Source organism: Stutzerimonas sp. (assembly GCF_982611455.1).
The window spans coordinates 1-16,701 of the sequence record NZ_CEXBBO010000006.1 but is presented as its reverse complement, the minus strand read 5'-3'; the positions used below and the strand labels follow the sequence as shown (position 1 = coordinate 16,701).

15 protein-coding genes and 1 pseudogene are annotated in these 16,701 nt (G+C 61.5%); 6 read left to right on the top strand and 10 right to left on the bottom strand.

Going from position 1 to position 16,701, the window contains the following annotated elements; translation table 11 throughout:
* Positions 1-91: 91 nt before the first annotated feature.
* Positions 92-1,357 (top strand): Hsp70 family protein, encoded by a 1,266-nt coding sequence (locus AC2LD7_RS05520; RefSeq protein WP_484596852.1) that lies wholly within the window; start codon positions 92-94, stop codon positions 1,355-1,357.
* Between the two features lie 112 nt (positions 1,358-1,469).
* On the opposite strand, the gene AC2LD7_RS05515 is transcribed toward AC2LD7_RS05520, so the two are convergent.
* On the bottom strand, positions 1,470-1,883 hold the full coding sequence (locus tag AC2LD7_RS05515; protein WP_484596851.1) for a DUF6306 domain-containing protein: 414 nt from the start codon (positions 1,881-1,883) through the stop codon (positions 1,470-1,472).
* An 83-nt stretch (positions 1,884-1,966) separates the two neighbouring features.
* On the bottom strand, positions 1,967-2,518 hold the full coding sequence (locus AC2LD7_RS05510; protein ID WP_484596850.1) for a peptidylprolyl isomerase: 552 nt from the start codon (positions 2,516-2,518) through the stop codon (positions 1,967-1,969).
* On the opposite strand from AC2LD7_RS05510, the gene AC2LD7_RS05505 reads away from it, so the two are divergent.
* A complete protein-coding gene (locus AC2LD7_RS05505; protein ID WP_484596849.1) occupies positions 2,517-2,645 on the top strand; it encodes a hypothetical protein in 129 nt (42 codons plus the stop codon). The genes AC2LD7_RS05510 and AC2LD7_RS05505 overlap by 2 nt on opposite strands.
* On the opposite strand, the gene AC2LD7_RS05500 is transcribed toward AC2LD7_RS05505, so the two are convergent.
* Positions 2,633-3,544, bottom strand: a complete 912-nt coding sequence (locus AC2LD7_RS05500; protein WP_484596848.1) for a LysR family transcriptional regulator — start codon at positions 3,542-3,544, stop codon at positions 2,633-2,635. The two genes, AC2LD7_RS05505 and AC2LD7_RS05500, sit on opposite strands and share 13 nt — an antisense overlap.
* Positions 3,545-3,611: 67 nt before the next feature.
* Here AC2LD7_RS05500 and AC2LD7_RS05495 point away from each other — a divergent pair, with 67 nt between their 5' ends.
* Together AC2LD7_RS05495 and AC2LD7_RS05490 are read left to right on the top strand one after the other, a co-directional pair.
* Positions 3,612-3,932 (top strand): 3-phosphoglycerate kinase, encoded by a 321-nt coding sequence (locus AC2LD7_RS05495; RefSeq protein ID WP_484596847.1) that lies wholly within the window; start codon positions 3,612-3,614, stop codon positions 3,930-3,932.
* A gap of 166 nt (positions 3,933-4,098) precedes the next feature.
* On the top strand, positions 4,099-5,439 hold the full coding sequence (locus tag AC2LD7_RS05490; protein WP_484596846.1) for a DEAD/DEAH box helicase: 1,341 nt from the start codon (positions 4,099-4,101) through the stop codon (positions 5,437-5,439).
* 48 nt (positions 5,440-5,487) lie between these two features.
* Here the strand turns inward: AC2LD7_RS05490 and AC2LD7_RS05485 are convergent, their stop codons facing one another.
* The gene (locus tag AC2LD7_RS05485) at positions 5,488-5,781 is read right to left on the bottom strand and encodes a hypothetical protein (RefSeq protein WP_484596845.1); all 294 of its coding nucleotides are present in this window, start codon (positions 5,779-5,781) and stop codon (positions 5,488-5,490) included.
* 199 nt (positions 5,782-5,980) lie between these two features.
* Here AC2LD7_RS05485 and AC2LD7_RS05480 point away from each other — a divergent pair, with 199 nt between their 5' ends.
* Positions 5,981-6,358, top strand: a complete 378-nt coding sequence (locus tag AC2LD7_RS05480) for a transcriptional regulator (protein ID WP_484596844.1) — start codon at positions 5,981-5,983, stop codon at positions 6,356-6,358.
* Between the two features lie 46 nt (positions 6,359-6,404).
* Here the strand turns inward: AC2LD7_RS05480 and AC2LD7_RS05475 are convergent, their stop codons facing one another.
* The 6 genes from AC2LD7_RS05475 to AC2LD7_RS05450 form a co-directional block, all read right to left on the bottom strand.
* Positions 6,405-8,504, bottom strand: coding sequence for a glycoside hydrolase family 5 protein (locus AC2LD7_RS05475; protein ID WP_484596843.1), 2,100 nt, complete (start codon positions 8,502-8,504; stop codon positions 6,405-6,407).
* Positions 8,505-9,086: 582 nt separating this feature from the next.
* Positions 9,087-10,841, bottom strand: a complete 1,755-nt coding sequence (locus tag AC2LD7_RS05470; RefSeq protein WP_484596842.1) for a S8/S53 family peptidase — start codon at positions 10,839-10,841, stop codon at positions 9,087-9,089.
* Positions 10,838-11,803: an L-histidine N(alpha)-methyltransferase gene (gene egtD / locus AC2LD7_RS05465; RefSeq protein ID WP_484596841.1), complete on the bottom strand. Its 966-nt coding sequence runs from the start codon at positions 11,801-11,803 to the stop codon at positions 10,838-10,840. Before egtD ends, AC2LD7_RS05470 begins: the two co-directional genes overlap by 4 nt.
* Positions 11,804-13,099 (bottom strand): ergothioneine biosynthesis protein EgtB, encoded by a 1,296-nt coding sequence (egtB, locus tag AC2LD7_RS05460; RefSeq protein WP_484596840.1) that lies wholly within the window; start codon positions 13,097-13,099, stop codon positions 11,804-11,806.
* Between the two features lie 209 nt (positions 13,100-13,308).
* On the bottom strand, positions 13,309-14,004 hold the full coding sequence (locus AC2LD7_RS05455; RefSeq protein WP_484596839.1) for an SDR family oxidoreductase: 696 nt from the start codon (positions 14,002-14,004) through the stop codon (positions 13,309-13,311).
* Between the two features lie 31 nt (positions 14,005-14,035).
* A complete protein-coding gene (locus tag AC2LD7_RS05450; protein ID WP_484596838.1) occupies positions 14,036-14,347 on the bottom strand; it encodes a hypothetical protein in 312 nt (103 codons plus the stop codon).
* Between the two features lie 121 nt (positions 14,348-14,468).
* On the opposite strand from AC2LD7_RS05450, the pseudogene AC2LD7_RS05445 reads away from it, so the two are divergent.
* Positions 14,469-16,230, top strand: a pseudogene (locus AC2LD7_RS05445) (DEAD/DEAH box helicase); the annotation flags it as partial.
* Between the last annotated feature and the right edge of the window lie 471 nt (positions 16,231-16,701).

Genomic DNA, 16,701 nt, shown 5'->3' with positions numbered 1-16,701 from the left:
GTATCTCTGATTCAGGCAGGCGACGATTGGCCAGCATTTGCCGGCAGGGTCGCATAAACTGCGCGGCCGTTTTTGGCAGTCCGGACCGCACATGCACACTCCGTCACCCGCCCGCGCCTGCGGCATCGATTTCGGTACCTCCAATTCCACCGTTGGCTGGTGGCGTCCCGCCAGCGAACCGCTGCTGGTCCTCGAGGATCAGCAGCACACCCTGCCTTCAGTCGTCTTCTTCAACATCGAAGAGCGCCGCCCGGTGTACGGGCGTTTGGCTCTCGCCGAGTATCTGGAAGGCTACGAGGGGCGGTTGATGCGCTCGCTCAAAAGTCTGCTGGGCTCCAAGCTGCTGAAGAGCGAGACCACGGTGCTGGGCAGCGCCATGCCATTCAAGGACATCCTCGGGCTGTTTCTCGGCACGTTGAAGCAGCGCGCGGAAGAACAGGCCTCGCGCTCGTTCGAAGAAGTGGTGCTGGGCCGTCCGGTGTTCTTCGTCGACGATGATCCACAGGCGGACAAGGAAGCGGCCGACACCCTCGCCGCGGCGGCCAGAAAGATCGGTTTCAAGGACGTCTCGTTCCAATACGAACCCATCGCGGCTGCCTTCGATTACGAGTCGCGCATCGAACGGGAAGAGCGCGTGCTGATCGTCGATATCGGCGGCGGTACTTCGGATTTCTCGCTGGTACGCCTGTCGCCGGAGCGCCGCCGGATCGACGACCGCCAGGAGGACATCCTTGCTACCTCGGGCGTCCACATCGGCGGCACCGACTTCGACAAACAGCTCAGCCTGCAAGGCGTGATGCCGCTGTTCGGCTATGGCAGCCGGATGAAGAGCGATGCGCCGATGCCCACCAGCACGCACCTCAACCTCGCCACCTGGCACACCATCAACGCGGTCTACGCGCCGGCTTCGCTGCGGGCGCTACAGAGCATGCGTTACGACATCGTCGACCCCACCGGAATCGACCGCTTGTTCAGCCTCATCGAGCAACGCGCCGGGCACTGGCTGGCGATACAGGTGGAGCAGGGCAAGATCGAGTTGACCGAGCAGGACCGTCATCTGATCGATTTCGCGCGTATCGAGGCCGGGCTGCAAGCGAACCTGAGCCGCGAAAGTTTCGAAACGGCCATCGAACCGTTGCTCGAACGAATCCGCGTCAACGTCAGTCAATTGCTGGCAAGTGCCGGGCTCAAGTATGAGGACATCGATACGGTGTTCTTCACCGGTGGCTCCAGCGCGATCCCGGCATTGCGCCAGCGTGTTGCAGCGCTGCTGCCGCAGGCGCGCCACGTCGAAGGCAACCGATTCGGCAGCATCGGCAGCGGCTTGGCCATCGAAGCGAAGAAACGTTACGGCTGAAAGCCGTTCAGCGCCGGCCAAGAGGCTGATGGCGCGCTGGCGGTATTGTTGGGGCGAGGCGGCTAATTACATTGCGTCGCCACGTCTTGCCACGAAAAGGGTCAGCCTGGAATCAGGCGGCCTGGCTGTTCACTTCATGAATCTTCAACATTTTTTCCAGCTCGGTGCGGATGAACGCATCCTCGCAGCCCGGCAGGTATTCGCGCAGCTTGCGGATGACCCAGAACTGGCCCTTGTCGACGAAGGGCAGACGCTCGTCCAGTGACTCGATGGCCATGGCCTTGTCATAGAACGCACCGGTTTCACGGTTCGGTTCGATGCCCAGATGAGTAAGGCAATTGAGCACCAGTTTGCAGCTGTCGATCTCGCCTTGGCGAATCTGTTCCAGCAATTTCCGTTGTGCCGGATCGCTGCATTGCTGCAGGCTTTCTCCCGCAACCTTGGCGCCGGCGCGCTCGGCACTCAGCAGATCCTGCAGCAGCTTCGCTTCGCCTTCGGCTGTGTTGAGGTCGTTCTGTTCGTTCATTGGCTGGATATCCTGTTGCAGCGATGACAGCGCACGGAAATGACCATGCGCCTGGGTCCATCAGGTGCGGATGCGACGGGGCATTACAGCTTTTTCGCGGAAACGATCTTCACCGGCGTCAGCGGGACGTTCTGCATCATGCTGCGGTTGCCGGTCGGTACCTGGGCAATTTGGTCGACCACGTCCATGCCGCGGACCACTTTGCCGAACACCGCATAGCCAAAGTCGCGTCCGCCGTGGTCGAGGAAGTCATTGTCGCGATGATTGATGAAGAACTGGCTTGTAGCCGAATTGACGTTTTGCGTGCGGGCCATGGCCAGGGTGCCGCGCACGTTATGCAGACCGTTGTCGGCCTCGTTCTTGATCGGCTCCTGGGTCGGTTTCTGGTCGAAATTCTCGGTGAAGCCACCGCCCTGGACCATGAAGCCGGGAATGACGCGATGGAAGACGGTGCCGTCGTAGAAGCCGCTGTCCACGTAGCTGAGGAAATTCTTGACGCTGATCGGGGCTTTTTCAGCCTCTAGCTCGATTTCAATTTCGCCCATGCTGGTATTGAGCAGCACATGCGGATTTTCCGCGGCGAGCAGGTTGCCGGCCAGCAGCAATGAACAGGCGGCGAGTACGAGTCGTTTCATGAATGTGATCCTGGTTTGGGTGGAAGCCTGGGTCAGCTCGCCGATCCAGGCTGTTGGAAATACTGCGCTCGGCTATGCGGCGTTAAACATGCCTCAACCTTCGCTCGCTACGTTTTACACGGCTTGAATAGCAGACGGCGATAGCGAATCGTACGTCTTGATCAGGTCGATGAGAATCTGTGTCGCCGGGCCGAGCGGCTTGTTCGGGTTAGTGTAGAGATAGAACAGCGGGCGGCGAATGCTCCCTTGGACTAATGGCAGCGGCTTGAGCACGCCTTCTGCCAGCTCGCGGCCGATCATGTGCCGCGGTAGCCAGGCGAAGCCGAGCCCACTGCTGACGAAGCCGACCGAGGTGGCCAGGCTGCCCACGGTCCAGCGCTGCTCGGCGCCCAGCCAGCCGGCGTCTCGCGGCTGACGCTGGCCGGAGTCGCGCACCACCACCTGCATCTGGTTCTGTAGATCTTGCACGCTGAGCTTGCGTTGCAGCTGGTGCAGCGAGTGGTCGGCATGGGCGACGGCAATGAACTCGACGCTACCCAGTTCCGCACCGAGGTAGCCGGTGATGTCCAGACCGGTGATGGCCAGATCGGCGGTGCCATCCTTGAGCACGTCCTCGACGCCGGAAAGTACTTCTTCACGCAGCCGCACCCGGCAGCCGCGACTCTTGGGCATGAACTCGGTCAGCGCGCGAATCAGTTTGGCGTTGGGATAGGCCGCGTCCACCACCAGGCGTACTTCGGCTTCCCAGCCCTGCTCCATGTGGTAGGCCAGGTCTTCCAGCTGGCTGGCCTGAGTCACCAATTGCCGGGAACGGCGCAACAGCACCTCGCCAGCTTCGGTGAGCACCGCCTTGCGACCGTCGATGCGCAACAGCGGCACACCTAGCTGTTCCTGCATGCGCGCGACCGTATAGCTGACCGATGATTGCGAGCGGTGCAGTATTTCTGCCGCTTGGGCAAAACCGCCATGGTCGATCACCGCCTGCAGGGTTCGCCATTGATCGAGGGTCACGCGGGGCACTTTCATTCCATTGTTTTCCTGTTGCGTCTGTCTGGTACGCTGGCATCCGCCTTCACGAGGAGCCCGCACAAAAATGAAAAGAATCTGCTTCGCTGCGCTCGCCATCATCCCACTGAGCGCCCTGGCCGTCAGCTACCCGGTGGAACTGGAACAAGAGCTCAACGGCGCCGAAGTGCTGGCCACCACCGAAACCATCGACAGGGACATGGCCGGCCTCCTGCTGCAGAACTTCGGCGAGCGCCCGGTGGCCTGCACCGCCGTGTTCCGCAACGGGCCGGAAGTACCCCGCACCCGCCGTACTACGCTGGCGTCCGGCGAACGCAAACCGCTGACCGCCAAGTTCAAGCGCGATGTGATCCGCCTGCGCGTCAAGCTGACCTGCGAGCCGGAATAATTCGGCCACGACGGTATATCGCGGCGAATCGAGTCACTGCCGCCCAGCCGCCGGAAACACCTGAACCGTTCCGGCAACAGCCTGTTGCGCCGCATAAAGCCGCCTCGCGATAGGCTGGACGGGTTAATCTATGCGACGTTTTTTCGACTTGCCCGAGGTAACACCCTTGTTTGACCAATTCGCCCTGCACGAACGCCTGCTCAAGGCGGTTGCCGAACTCAAATTCGTCGAGCCGACTCCGGTGCAGGTGGCGGCCATTCCCCCCGCGTTGGAAGGGCGCGACCTGCGGGTAACGGCGCAAACCGGCAGCGGCAAGACGGCTGCTTTCGTGCTGCCGATGCTCAATCGGCTGATCGGCGACGCGGTGGTGCGCACCGACGTGCGCGCGCTGATTCTGTTGCCGACCCGCGAGCTGGCGCAGCAGACCCTCAAAGAAGTCGAGCGTTTCTCGCAGTTCACCTTCATCAAGTCGGCAATGATCACGGGCGGCGAGGATTTCAAGGTCCAGGCAGCGATCCTGCGCAAGGTGCCGGACATTCTCATCGGCACGCCCGGGCGGATGATCGAACATCTCAATGCCGGCACGCTGATTCTCAAAGATGTGGAAATCCTCATCCTCGACGAAGCCGACCGCATGCTCGACATGGGCTTCTCCGAAGACGTACAGCGTCTGGTCGGTGAATGCGCCAAACGTCAGCAGACCTTGCTGTTCTCCGCCACCAGCGGCGGCGCCGCATTGCGCGAAATGGCCGCCAACGTGTTGCGTGAGCCGCTGCACCTGCAGCTCAACCGCGTCAGCGAGCTGAACGAAGGCACCCGCCAGCAAATCATCACCGCCGAAAACACCGAGCATAAGGAAAAGCTGGTGCACTGGCTGCTGGCCAACGAAACCTACAAGAAGGCGGTGATCTTCACTAACACCCGCGTGCAGGCCGACCGTCTTTACGGCCGGCTGGTGGCTGAAGGCGTGAAAGCTTTCGTCCTGCACGGCGACAAGGACCAGAAGGACCGCAAGCTGGCCATCGATAGGGTCAAGGAGGGCGGCGTCAAGGTGCTGGTGGCCACCGATGTGGCGGCTCGCGGGCTGGATATCGAAGGCCTGGATCTGGTGATTAACTTCGATATGCCGCGTTCGGGTGATGAATACGTGCATCGCATCGGCCGTACCGGGCGCGCTGGCGCTGAAGGGTTGGCGATCTCGCTGATCTGCCACAACGACTGGAACCTGATGTCGAGCATCGAGCGCTATCTCAAGCAGCGCTTCGAGCATCGCGTGGTCAAGGGTTTGAAGGGCAGCTACATGGGCCCGAAGAACCTCAAAGCTTCGGGTAAGGCGGCCGGTACCAAGAAGAAAAAGGAAGACAAGAAGAAAACCGGCGACAAGAAGGCCAAGCCAAGCTCAAAACCGACGGCCAAGCGGCCAAAGAACGCGAAACCCGAGGCGTCACAGGTCGTCAGTCAGGACGGCATGGCACCGTTGCGTCGCAAGAAGCCCGCCGCAGAATAAACTCGCAAGCCGGGTGGCGCTGCTGCTGCCCGGCTTTCTAGCAGTAACTCAACGCTTTTTGGCCGGTGCGATATCGGCTTCCTTCTCCGCCTCTTCGACGTGCTGCAGGCGCTTGTCATAGGCCTGGCATTCGTCGCCGAGCTGTTCGGCCGTTTGCTTGACTTCCATCTCGCGTAGCTCTTCGTTGATTTCCGCGGCGCGCTTAGGGTCGTTCTCGGTCAGCTGGTTGACCCGTTCGGCAAGCTGCTTCGCCTTTTCGTTGATCTGGTCGGTCGTGCATTCGGCGAGCGCCGGTTGGCTTGCCAACAAGACGGCAACAAACGGAATCATCAAATATTTCATGGTGCGCTCCTTCTAACGGCTTGTTTGGTGGATCGTCGCCAGAGCGCTTTAGTTCAGCCTTTCCCGCTGCGCTGGATGATCGAACCATGCCGCTGCCGATAGGGTCCCTATAGCAAGAGCCGCCATCCCTCAGGCCGTGTGAAAGCGCAGTAGTCTTTCACACGGCCTGATCCTGAAGCGGTGCAACGGGAGAAAAGACATGAGCTACAACTGGGACCTGATGCTGCGCCTGCTGCATGAAGCACAGAAGCCTGGGCATGAGCCCTTTACGCCGCGCCACTACGCCGACGAACATGCCGTTGCCATGGAGGATGCCGGCCAACCCATGCCGAATATGGACTCGCTCAAGGCCGAGGCGCAGAACTACGAGAGCCTGCTATTTGAAGGCGGATTCCTGGCTTCGCGCCCCGAGGAACAAGGCGGTAATGGCGAAAACTTCATCCTGACCGAGCGTGGTGTGCGATTGCTCGGCATGCTCGAAGGCGCAAACGGCGACACAGCGTACCGCCAGCGTCTGGACGAGAAGGGCGAAGCTGCGCTGGTGCCGGAAGTCTTCGACGGGTTGGCGGCGGGCTAAAGCCCAAGGGAAACGCCCCGCTGGAGCGGGGCATCGGGTTCGATGGTTATCGCAGCGGACCGATGGTTCCACAGGATTTGTTAGTCGCATGCTTCTGCAGTACCGGCAGTTGCGGACGCGGCTTGCCGCTTTTCACGTCCAGTGACAGCGCGTAGTCGCCCCACCATGGGCCGGCTGCCCAGTAGGTGCTCGGGATGCAATGCTGGCCGAGGTACTTCAGCAGGTTGTCCGTTGCGGCGATCGCCGAGGGCGAGAAGTCCGGCGAGCCGTGCTCTCCGATATAGCCACGCAATTTGTGCTTGCTCAGCCATTCGACGAACGGCTTGGCCCGAGTGACACCGATCATGGGGTCATAGACCGCGCGCTTGCTCGCATAGGTGCCCGAGTAGTCCTTGTCGAAGTACAGATGGGCTTCATAAACCAGGTTGTTCTTCGGGTCGCGCATCCAAGGGTTGGTGGTCAGCTGGGTGTTGTATGACGGCCAGTGGAATGCGCTCGACCAGCGATCGCCAGCAATGAATATCCAGCGCTTCTGATCGACGCCGCGAATGGCCTGTGCGGCAGCGAGCGCCGCGGCGGGCCATTTGCCGTTGGTGGAGTGCGGTTCGTTCATCAGTCCGTAACCGTACACCGCCGGATGGCTGGCAACCTTCTGCGCAATGCGGTGCCAGCTGTCGGCAAAAGCACTGATCGGAACTTGGTGCGATGCGATCAGCTTGCCGTGGTAACGGTAGTAGTTATGCATGTCCAGAATGACCTGCATGTTGTGCTTCTTCGCATGATCGAGGGTAGCCATTAGGCGGCCGAGCTCGGCGGCGTTGAGTTCGCCGTTGAGCCTTGGCTGAATGCGTTCCCAGCGAAACGGCAGGCGGACGAGCTTCAGGTTACGGTCGGCGTAGCGCTTGAAGTCGGCTTCGCTCGGATAGATGTAGTGGATCTGATAGCGGCCAGGAAGGCCGACATCCGCGCCGAATTCAGCACCGGCGAGATTGATGCCTACCAGATGAATCGGATTCGCTGGCGCCGCGCCGCTGTTTCCGGCCGGTACCGTGTTGTTGCCTGCGCTCGGCTGGCTGAAGCCGGTGCTGCTCACCGAAACCGTTCGCGGATAACCCACGGCTTTGCCATTGATGGGGCCGCCATCGAGCATCACGGTCATGTTGCCGCCGGAATGGTAGACGAGCTTCACGGTACGGATCTGCCCGTCGGCAAATCTGACTTTCGCACCTTTGTGAAACGCCACCTTGTTGGCAGCGCTTCCCTTGACCGAAATCCCGAGCGCGCGCGTATAAACACCATTGACGAAATCGGCACCGTTGAACGCGTTCAGCGCGGTTACCAAGGGTCCGTTGGCGGCCGGTGTGGTGATTGGCGGCGTTACCTCTGGCTTGCTGGGTGTGGTCGGGGCGCTTGGAACGCTGGGCGCCGCTGAGTTGGTCATGGCGAACAGCTTGTTCGGATGGCCAAGTTTGCCACTGAGGGCGCCGCCCGAAAGCATGACGCTCATGTTCTTGCCGGAACTGTATACGGCGGTGATTTTGCGAGTCTGTCCATCGGCCAATTTGACCGATGCGCCGGGCTTGAATGCCGAGCGGTTGGCTGCGCTTGCAGGTAGCGAGAAGCCGGCCGACTTGCGCCATACGCCGTTCAGCCAATCGCTGTTGGTGTAGTTGTTGATGGCGCTGCTGTGGGCCGTGGCGCTAGGCATGGCAGACGTCTGCGGCTGACTGGTTACGGGCTCCGAGCCCGAACCCAGGGCCGCCACGGTCTTCGGATAGCCGGTGGCCGAGGCGTTGAGCGTCCCGCCCGAGAGCATGACGCTCATATGCGCGCCCGAAAAATAAACGACCTTGACGGTACGCACCTGGCCGTCCGCCAGTCTCACCTGCGCGCCTTTCTTGAAGGCCGCCTTGCTGGCAGCCGTCGCGGGAATGGAAAAACCTGCCGACTTGCGCCAAACGCCTTTGTTCCACTCGGGGCTGGTGAAGTTGTTGATCTGCGACGTAGCGATGGTGCGTACGGTGCTCGCCGTTGAGGCGGTCGTGGCAGCGCTTGCATACTGAACGACCGCGGTGAGCCCGATGGTGGTGAACATGGCTACAGCCAGCATTAGCCGTGGCACACCCGAAATTGCTTTAAGGGACATTGCTATCTCCGGTACTTAATACGACAAAAGGCTGCGAAGAGCCTTTTAAAAAGTGCGGAAGCATTCATAGGGTGATGCAACGAACGAAGCACTGACCAACGACGCCACCAACTGCACGCAACGGAATCAAACGGGCGAGTCCGGATTAATTCGTTCTGCGTGGATAGGCTTTATATAGATTGAATTTTAAGAAATGAAGTTCTTTTGGCGCCGTAAAAACGGCCTAAATCGTCAATTTAATTATTTGGTTCTATATAGCCACTATGTAATAGCTTCGTGATAGCTTTTTGGATTCGATATAAGATATTGATTTAAAAAGATAAATTAATTGAGTGTGCAGAGAGAATGCGCGCGGAGAGTAATTTCCGTTTCGTTTGTTTATTAATAAACGGCGGGGAAACTTAACGCTCGCTTTATTGCAGAGTATTTCAGTCGCGCACAAGCCTGGCCTACTGCGCCGTTAAAGCGAAGCGGGGATTCAGGTTCTAGGTACAGGTTTGCAGGCAGGCGACTGGCGAGGTGACATATTGGCGCGGCGGCTCATTTAATAGTCGGCCCGCAGCCGATGCCGACGTGTCGGAATCAGCGCGTCTGTTTCGCGCTATCGACGGTCAGCTCCAGCGCCTTGCGCATATCCAGACGCGCGGAGCGGCCAATGTCCTGATTATCCAGCTGGTAGCTGCGCTCGGACGGCAAGATCGGTGCGGTCAGATCGTCAGCCTCGATAGGCTCGAAATCCTTGTCGCGACCGATGGTGAGGGCGCTGCGACGCAGCAGTTCACGCACCTGCTCCGGCGCAAGCTGCGGGTTGATCGAAAGCATCGCACCGACCACACCGGTGACCATCGGTGTGGCGTAGGAGGTGCCGCAATGTATGTCGCCACGTTTGCCGGCTTCCAGCGTCGCGGCACGGGTGCAGGCCGAGGCGGTGATGTCGACGCGCATGTCGATATTCGAGGACGGCCGCTTGGTGACATATTCCGGGTGTTCCACAGGCACGTCGCGCTTGTCGTCGCGCTGATGTCCACCGACTACCAGTAACTGTTCAGTGATGAACGAGGAGGGGAGGCGGTAATCGTCCTGGCCGGAATGGGCCGAGCCATTGCCGGCTGAGTTCACGACCAGCACATCGGGATGCTCGCGGCGTAACCAGAGGAAAAACTCTTCAAGCAATTCCTCGTAGCCGCTCATGGCGACACCGGAGCGGATCAGCGAATCAATCTCTTCGCCCTCGACATCCTGAGTGCCGACGCGATGAATGCCCCAGCTCCAATTCAGCACCCGCACGCCATCTTCGACCAGGTTCACCGAGGCGGCGACGTTGGCGGTAATGCCGGCATCGGAGTTGCGCTCGACGATCACCTCGAAGCCGGAGCTGGCCGGCTCTAGCGCACTTAGAAAGCCGCTGTCGCCCGGTTCCGTGCTGCGCGCTGCGAGGATGCCAGTGACGGTGGTGCCGTGTTCGGCCGGCGATTTGGCGTCCCTGGCGTAGACGCAAGTACGCGGCTCTTGCGGATCACAGTCGCCGATGTAGTCGGCGAACTCGGGCGAGTCGAAGTCGACGTTGCGTTCGATGATGCCGATACGTACGGGATGCGTCTTGATCGGCGCTTTCTTGGATGGCATGCGGTGTCGGTAATAGTCCACGGCATCGAGAAATCTATTGGCGACCCATTCGCTGTTGCGCGGCTTCTTACCGTGGTCCTGTTCCACTGGCTCCTCGGCACCCGACTCTTCGACCACCACCGCGTCCACGCTCACTTCGTTGCCCAGGCGCAAGATCATGGCGTCGCGCTCGGTCAGGTTCTTGACCGGCAGGCGTAGCTGATAGGTATTGAGCGGTGCGATCACGCCGACCACTTCGGCACCGTATTTCTTCGCCAGGCGGCGCGATTCGTCCGCGCCGTCGTACTTTTCCTCGATGATCAGGCTGATCAGGTTCAGGTACGTGGTCAGCCCGTCCATGTTCTTCGCCACTTCGTCCGGGCCTGCCGCCAGCACGTGACTGCCATTGAGCGTCAGCCAGACCGGATTGCTGCGGCGCTCGCCTTGCTCGAGTAGGAGCGGCCCGCTTTTATGGTCGGTCTTGCTTAGCGTCAGGCGCAGGAGACCGTTTTTCTGACTGGTGACCTGGAGCGGCTTGCCGCTCAGCATCAGCTTCACATCGCCGCTGCCGAGCCCTTCGCTGCGTAGACAGAAGGTCAATTGGTCAGTCGTGAAGAGATTGCCGCAACGTTGCAAATCCTCGATTCGCAGCGGGGCGTCGTCAGCCATGGCTGGGCCATGGCCCAGCACGAGCAGCAAACCAGCCAGGCGAATGAAAGGCAGTTTCCTCATTGTCGCCGTTGCAAGTAATGCACGCTGAACAGCTCCCCGGAGTCGGTCCACTGACCGCTGCAGTCGAACCCGGCGCTACTGGCCAGATTCGCGAAAGATTCCAGCGTGTACTTGTAGGAGTTTTCCGTATGCAGGCTTTCGCCGGCATTGAAGTGAAAGCGCTGGCCTTCGATGGTCACGTCCTGCGCCTCGCGGCTGATCAGGTGCATCTCGATGCGCGAATCCTGTTCGTTGAAAAAGGCCTTGTGTGCAAAGCGCGAAGGATCGATATCGCTGTGCAGTTCCTGGCGGATGCGCTGCAACAGATTGAGGTTGAAGGCGGCCGTGACATGAGCGCGATCGTTATAGGCCGCTTCGAGCACGCTACGGTCCTTGACCAGATCGACGCCGATCAACACGCCGCCTCCCGGCGGAAGGATCTCGTGCAGATGGCCGAGCAGCTTGCGCGCCTCCAGCGGCGTGAAATTGCCGATGCTCGAACCAGGGAAAAACACGAGGGGGTGATGGAGGGTGAAGTCGTCCGGCAGCTTCAGTTCGTCGGAGAAATCGGCGCAGGCGGCATGGACCTCCAGCCAGGGATAGTCGGCGGCCAGTCGCTGCGTGCTGGTCAGCAGAAAATCTTCGGAAATGTCGATGCCCAGATAGCTGACCGGACGCAAACCCTCGAGCAGCAGCCGCACCTTGCGGCTGGCGCCGCTGCCCAACTCGATCAGGTCGGTTTGCGGGCCGGCAATTTCGAGAATGTCGTTTGCCGCATCTGCGAGGATTTTCTCCTCGGTGCGGGTCACGTAGTACTCGGGCTGCAGGCAGATCTGCTCGAAGAGCTCCGAGCCGCGCCGGTCGTAGAAGAACTTCGGCGAAATGTGCTTGGGCGACGCAGCGAACCCCGCCAGTGCCTCGTCACGTAAGGAGGTGTCGCGGGTCGGCTGCGTCTGGTCATGGAAATGTACGGCTAGTGCCATTTATAGCTCCCTGGCCAGGCGCAGCCCGGCGAATTGCCAGCGCATGGCGGGCTGAAAAAAGTTGCGGTAGGTGGCGCGAATGTGGGCTTCGGGCGTGGCGCAACAACCGCCGCGCAAGACCATCTGGCCAGACATGAACTTGCCGTTGTACTCGCCCAGGCTGCCTTCCAGCGGGCGGAAGCCGGGGTAGGGTCGGTAGGCGCTCGCGGTCCATTCCCAGACGTCGCCGAAGAGCTGCGCCGGTCCTTCGTGAGGAACACTGGCAGAGACAGGTTGCAGGTAATCGCTGTCCAGGAAATTGCCGCGCAGAGGCTGGTCGGTCGCCGCAACCTCCCACTCGGCTTCGCTCGGCAGCCGGGCGCCCGCCCAGCGCGCATAAGCGTCGGCTTCGTAGAAGCTGATGTGGCAGACCGGTGCCTCCAGATCGAGCGGTTGCAGGCCGCCGAGGGTCATCTCGTGCCAGGCGCCGTCGTCGCGTTGCCAGTACAGCGGCGAGTTCCAGCCGCACTCTTGGATCTGCGCCCAGCCGTCCGACAACCACAGCTCGCTGCGCGCGTAGCCACCGTCGGCAATGAACGACAAATATTCGCGGTTGCTGACCAGGCGATCGGCCAGCTGGAAATCTTCGACGAATTGCCGGTGCCGCGGCATCTCGCAGTCGAAGGCGAAGCCCATGCCGGCGTGACCGATATGGCGCACGCCACCGGCGTAATCGTGCCAACGGATGCGGTCGTTGTGCAGCGCCGGCGCTGGCTTGAGGTCAGTGCGGTAGATCGGATGCAACGGGTTTTGCGCCAGGATGTGCTTGATGTCCATGAGCAGCAGCTCCTGATGCTGCTGCTCATGCTGCAGGCCGAGTTCGACCCGGCGCAGGATTTCAGCAGCATGCTGCTGTGGGGGATTAGCGAGCAGCTCGCCCATGGCGCGGTCGACGAAATGGCGGAAGCGGTAGACATCATCCACGCCAGGCCGGGAGATCAGTCCACGCTGGGTCCTTGGAAACGGCGTGCTATGGGTTTCGTAATAGGAGTTGAACAGATGGTCATAGGCCGCATCGAGCGGCTTGTAGCCAGCGAGGTAGGGCTTGAGCAGAAACGCTTCGAAGAACCAGCTGACGTGCGCCAAATGCCATTTCGGCGGGCTGACGTCGGGCATGCTCTGGACGACGTAATCCTCGACCTGCAGCGGTGCGCAGATCGCTTCGCTGGTCGCACGCACCTGTCGGAAGCGCTGCAGCAGATAATCCAGTTCGGCGAGCGCCGGTTGCTGTTTTGGCTGTTCTGCCAGGTTGCCCATGGGCGTCCCCCTTGTTCGATAGCCGAATGTTCGGTGCCAGGAACGGCCGAAAACCGCCTCTATAACGACCCGAAGCGAGGCGCAAAAGTTTCTGCCGAGCGCGGCAGCGCTCCTTTGCATGGGCTCGCTCAGCCTTTGGTGAAAGCAGCACGGGCGGGTTTGCGAAAGGCGTCGCTCGGCCCGACCCATCTTACAAACCGCCGACCAGGTTATTTGCTGTCGATCGGCGGAGTCGGGCGGATGAGTATTTCATTGACATCCACATGCGCCGGCTGCGACAGCGCGTAGATCACCGCCCGGCCAATGTCCTCAGGCTGCATGGCATAAGCGGGAGGCTTGTCGAACAGCGGCGTGTCGACCATGCCGGGCTCGATCAGCGTGACCCGCACGCCGGTGCCGCGTAGCTCTTCGCGCACGCTCAAGCCCATGCCGGTCACCGCCCATTTGCTGGCGCTGTACATCGAACCGGGGATCACGAAGCGGCCGGCAGCGGAGCCGGTCAAGAGCAGATGACCACGACTGGCTTTGAGCGCCTCGATACTGCAGCGCAGCGTCACGCCGACGCCATACACGTTGGTCAGCAACATCTCGCGCCAGACCTCCGGATCAGCGCCGCTGAAGCCCCCTTCGCTTCCGGGTATACCGGCATTGGCGTACACCGCATCGAGCTGGCCGAAATGCGCAAGGACCTGTTGAACCATCGCCTGTTGCTCTGCGTACTCCTTGACGTCACAACGGATCGCCAAAGCGTGCGCGGGCCCGCCGAGGTCTTTCACCAGCTGCGTCAGCTTGTGCACCGATCGTGCGGCCAGCGCGACGCGATAGCCGGCCTCGACCGCGAGCCGGGCGGTGGCGGCGCCGATTCCGGACGAGGCGCCGGTGATCAGTAGAACTGGATCGGTCATGATCGTCCCTCGTTCGGTCGCTGATGGAGCATCAATAGTTCGGCGGGGTTTCCGGGATTCCGGTGTCGTCGGTAATGGCGGGCATGGTCCAGGGCTCAAGCCGCTGATCTTTCTCCTCGACGTCCAGACGCGCCTGCTCGATCACGCCACCGAGGCGCTGCGGGCTGATGTATTCCTCGCGCGATACGCTGGGCACCTGCAACATCTCTGCGCCGCTGCCCGACATGACGGTAAAGCCGAAGCTGTCGTCGTCCGGGTTGGCGCTGGTGACGCAGCCGCACGGCAGAAAGGCTTCGGTGACGAGTTGCATTGCCTCGTCGAGGTTCAATGGTTGGTTGCGCATGGCGTTCTCCATCGTCGGGCTGTCTGAAGTGGACCACCGAGGCGGGCGGCCGTTTCCTTGCAGGCGACGGATTGCGCTCTCGCCCTTGTCGCCGAGCCGTAGCGGCAGCATATTCAGGCGTATGAAACCAACTTCTGTTCACGATGCGCTGGCCGCTTTCCATCCGGCGGTAGCTGACTGGTTCAGCCGCAGCTTTCCGGCGCCGACTCCGGCCCAGGCGCGCGCCTGGCCTTTGATCCGTTCCGGTCAGTCGACACTGGTGGCGGCGCCCACGGGCTCGGGCAAGACGCTGACAGCCTTTCTCGCCGCGATCGATCAGCTTGTGCAGCAGGGCCTTGCCGAGGGTGGCCTGGCGGACGAAACCTCGATCGTCTACGTCTCGCCGCTCAAGGCGTTGTCGAACGATATCCATGTCAATCTGGAGCAGCCGCTGGAAGGCATTCGCGCCGAGCTGCAGCGCCTCGGCCTTCCTGCGCTGGAGATTCGTACGGCGGTGCGTACCGGCGATACGCCGCAGGCCGAACGCGCGGCGATGCGCAAGCGGGTGCCGCACATTCTGGTGACGACGCCGGAGTCGCTTTACGTATTACTCGGATCGGAATCCGGCCGGCAGATGCTCACCGGCGTGCGCAGCGTGATCGTCGACGAGATCCATGCCATCGCGGGCAACAAGCGCGGCAGTCATCTGGCCTTGTCGCTCGAACGGTTGGAATCACTCTGCGCACGGCCGCTGGTGCGGGTTGGGCTATCCGCAACGCAGAAACCCATCGAGGCGGTTGCGCAGTTTCTGGTCGGCGGGCCGGATCGCAGTTGCGCGGTGGTGGATATCGGTCATGGCCGCGCCCGCGACCTTGCGCTCGAGGTGCCGCCGGTTCCGCTGGAAGCGGTGATGAGCAACGACGTCTGGGAGCTGGTCTACGACCGGTTGGCAGCCTTGGCCGGCGAGCACCGGACCACGCTGGTGTTCGTCAATACGCGGCGCATGGCCGAGCGCGCCGCGCGACATCTAAGCGAACGCCTCGGTAACAGCGTGGTGGCAGCCCATCATGGGAGCCTCGCTCGCGAGCAGCGACTGGATGCCGAGCAACGGCTCAAGCGCGGCGATCTGCGCGTGCTGGTGGCTACCGCCTCGCTGGAATTGGGCATTGATATCGGTGATGTGGAACTGGTCTGCCAGTTGGGTTCGCCGCGCTCGATCTCGGCTTTTCTGCAACGCGTCGGCCGTGCCGGACATCAGGTCGGGGGCGTATCCAAGGGGCGGCTGTTTCCCAGCTCGCGCGATGACCTGATCGAATGTGCGGCGCTGCTCGACAGCGTCCGCCGCGGCGAGCTGGATACCTTGGTGATCCCGTCGGCACCGCTGGATGTGCTGGCGCAGCAGATCGTCGCCGAGGTGTCTTGCCGCGAGTGGCAGGAGGATGCGCTATTCACGCTGATCCGCCGGGCCATGCCTTATGCGGCGCTCGGCGAGCAGCAGTATCAGGCGCTCCTGGCGATGCTCGCCGAGGGCTACACCACTCGCCACGGTGCACGAGGGGCCTATTTGCACCGCGATCTGGTCAATCGCAGCCTTCGTGGTCGGCGTGGCGGCCGCCTGACCGCACTGACCTCCGGCGGCACCATTGCCGACAACGCGGATTACGCCGTGCTGCTCGAACCGCAGGGCTTCAACATCGGCACGGTGAATGAAGACTTTGCGGTCGAAAGCCTGGCTGGTGATGTATTTCAGCTGGGCAACACGTCGTACCGCATCATCAGGATCGAGCCTGGCCGAGTGCGGGTCGAGGATGCCCAAGGGCAACCGCCGAACATCCCGTTCTGGCTCGGCGAAGCGCCTGGGCGCAGCGATGAATTGTCGTTTGCAGTGGCGAGGTTGCGGGAGGAGATCAATAGTCGACTGGCCGCCCCAACCCCTCACCCCAGCCCTCTCACCAAAGGCGAGAGGGAGCCGCCCGAGCTGGATGAATTGGATGTGGCTGAGTCGGTAGCTGAATGGGACGAGTCGCGAGCGGGGATCGATAGTCGGCTGGCCGCCCCAACCCCTCACCCCAGCCCTCACCCCAAAGGGGAGAGGGAGCCGTCCGAGTGGGGTGAAGTGGATGTGGCTGAATCGGTAGCTGAATGGGACGGGTCGCGAGCGGGGATTGATAGTCGACTGGCCGCCATAACCCCTCACCCCAGCCGTCTCCCCAAAGGGGAGAGGGAGCCGTCCGAGCTGGGTGAGTCGAATATGGCTGGATTTGCGCCTGTAGCTGCGGTGGAGGAGTCCCCGTCGCGACCGGTGGCCGCAGGCTTGTCCCTGAACCGCCCCGGCTTCCCCGGAGGCTCCAACTCTTGAGAGGATGGAGCCATGA

What these genes read in the sequence shown, in the direction of transcription:
- AC2LD7_RS05520 (WP_484596852.1), top strand. Translation starts at nt 92, where the DNA reads ATGCACACTCCGTCACCCGCCCGCGCCTGCGGCATCGATTTCGGTACC.
- AC2LD7_RS05515 (WP_484596851.1), bottom strand. Translation starts at nt 1,883, where the DNA reads ATGAACGAACAGAACGACCTCAACACAGCCGAAGGCGAAGCGAAGCTG.
- AC2LD7_RS05505 (WP_484596849.1), top strand. Translation starts at nt 2,517, where the DNA reads ATGAATGTGATCCTGGTTTGGGTGGAAGCCTGGGTCAGCTCGCCGATC.
- AC2LD7_RS05510 (WP_484596850.1), bottom strand. Translation starts at nt 2,518, where the DNA reads ATGAAACGACTCGTACTCGCCGCCTGTTCATTGCTGCTGGCCGGCAAC.
- AC2LD7_RS05500 (WP_484596848.1), bottom strand. Translation starts at nt 3,544, where the DNA reads ATGAAAGTGCCCCGCGTGACCCTCGATCAATGGCGAACCCTGCAGGCG.
- AC2LD7_RS05495 (WP_484596847.1), top strand. Translation starts at nt 3,612, where the DNA reads ATGAAAAGAATCTGCTTCGCTGCGCTCGCCATCATCCCACTGAGCGCC.
- AC2LD7_RS05485 (WP_484596845.1), bottom strand. Translation starts at nt 5,781, where the DNA reads ATGAAATATTTGATGATTCCGTTTGTTGCCGTCTTGTTGGCAAGCCAA.
- AC2LD7_RS05480 (WP_484596844.1), top strand. Translation starts at nt 5,981, where the DNA reads ATGAGCTACAACTGGGACCTGATGCTGCGCCTGCTGCATGAAGCACAG.
- AC2LD7_RS05475 (WP_484596843.1), bottom strand. Translation starts at nt 8,504, where the DNA reads ATGTCCCTTAAAGCAATTTCGGGTGTGCCACGGCTAATGCTGGCTGTA.
- AC2LD7_RS05470 (WP_484596842.1), bottom strand. Translation starts at nt 10,841, where the DNA reads ATGAGGAAACTGCCTTTCATTCGCCTGGCTGGTTTGCTGCTCGTGCTG.
- egtD (WP_484596841.1), bottom strand. Translation starts at nt 11,803, where the DNA reads ATGGCACTAGCCGTACATTTCCATGACCAGACGCAGCCGACCCGCGAC.
- egtB (WP_484596840.1), bottom strand. Translation starts at nt 13,099, where the DNA reads ATGGGCAACCTGGCAGAACAGCCAAAACAGCAACCGGCGCTCGCCGAA.
- AC2LD7_RS05455 (WP_484596839.1), bottom strand. Translation starts at nt 14,004, where the DNA reads ATGACCGATCCAGTTCTACTGATCACCGGCGCCTCGTCCGGAATCGGC.
- AC2LD7_RS05450 (WP_484596838.1), bottom strand. Translation starts at nt 14,347, where the DNA reads ATGCGCAACCAACCATTGAACCTCGACGAGGCAATGCAACTCGTCACC.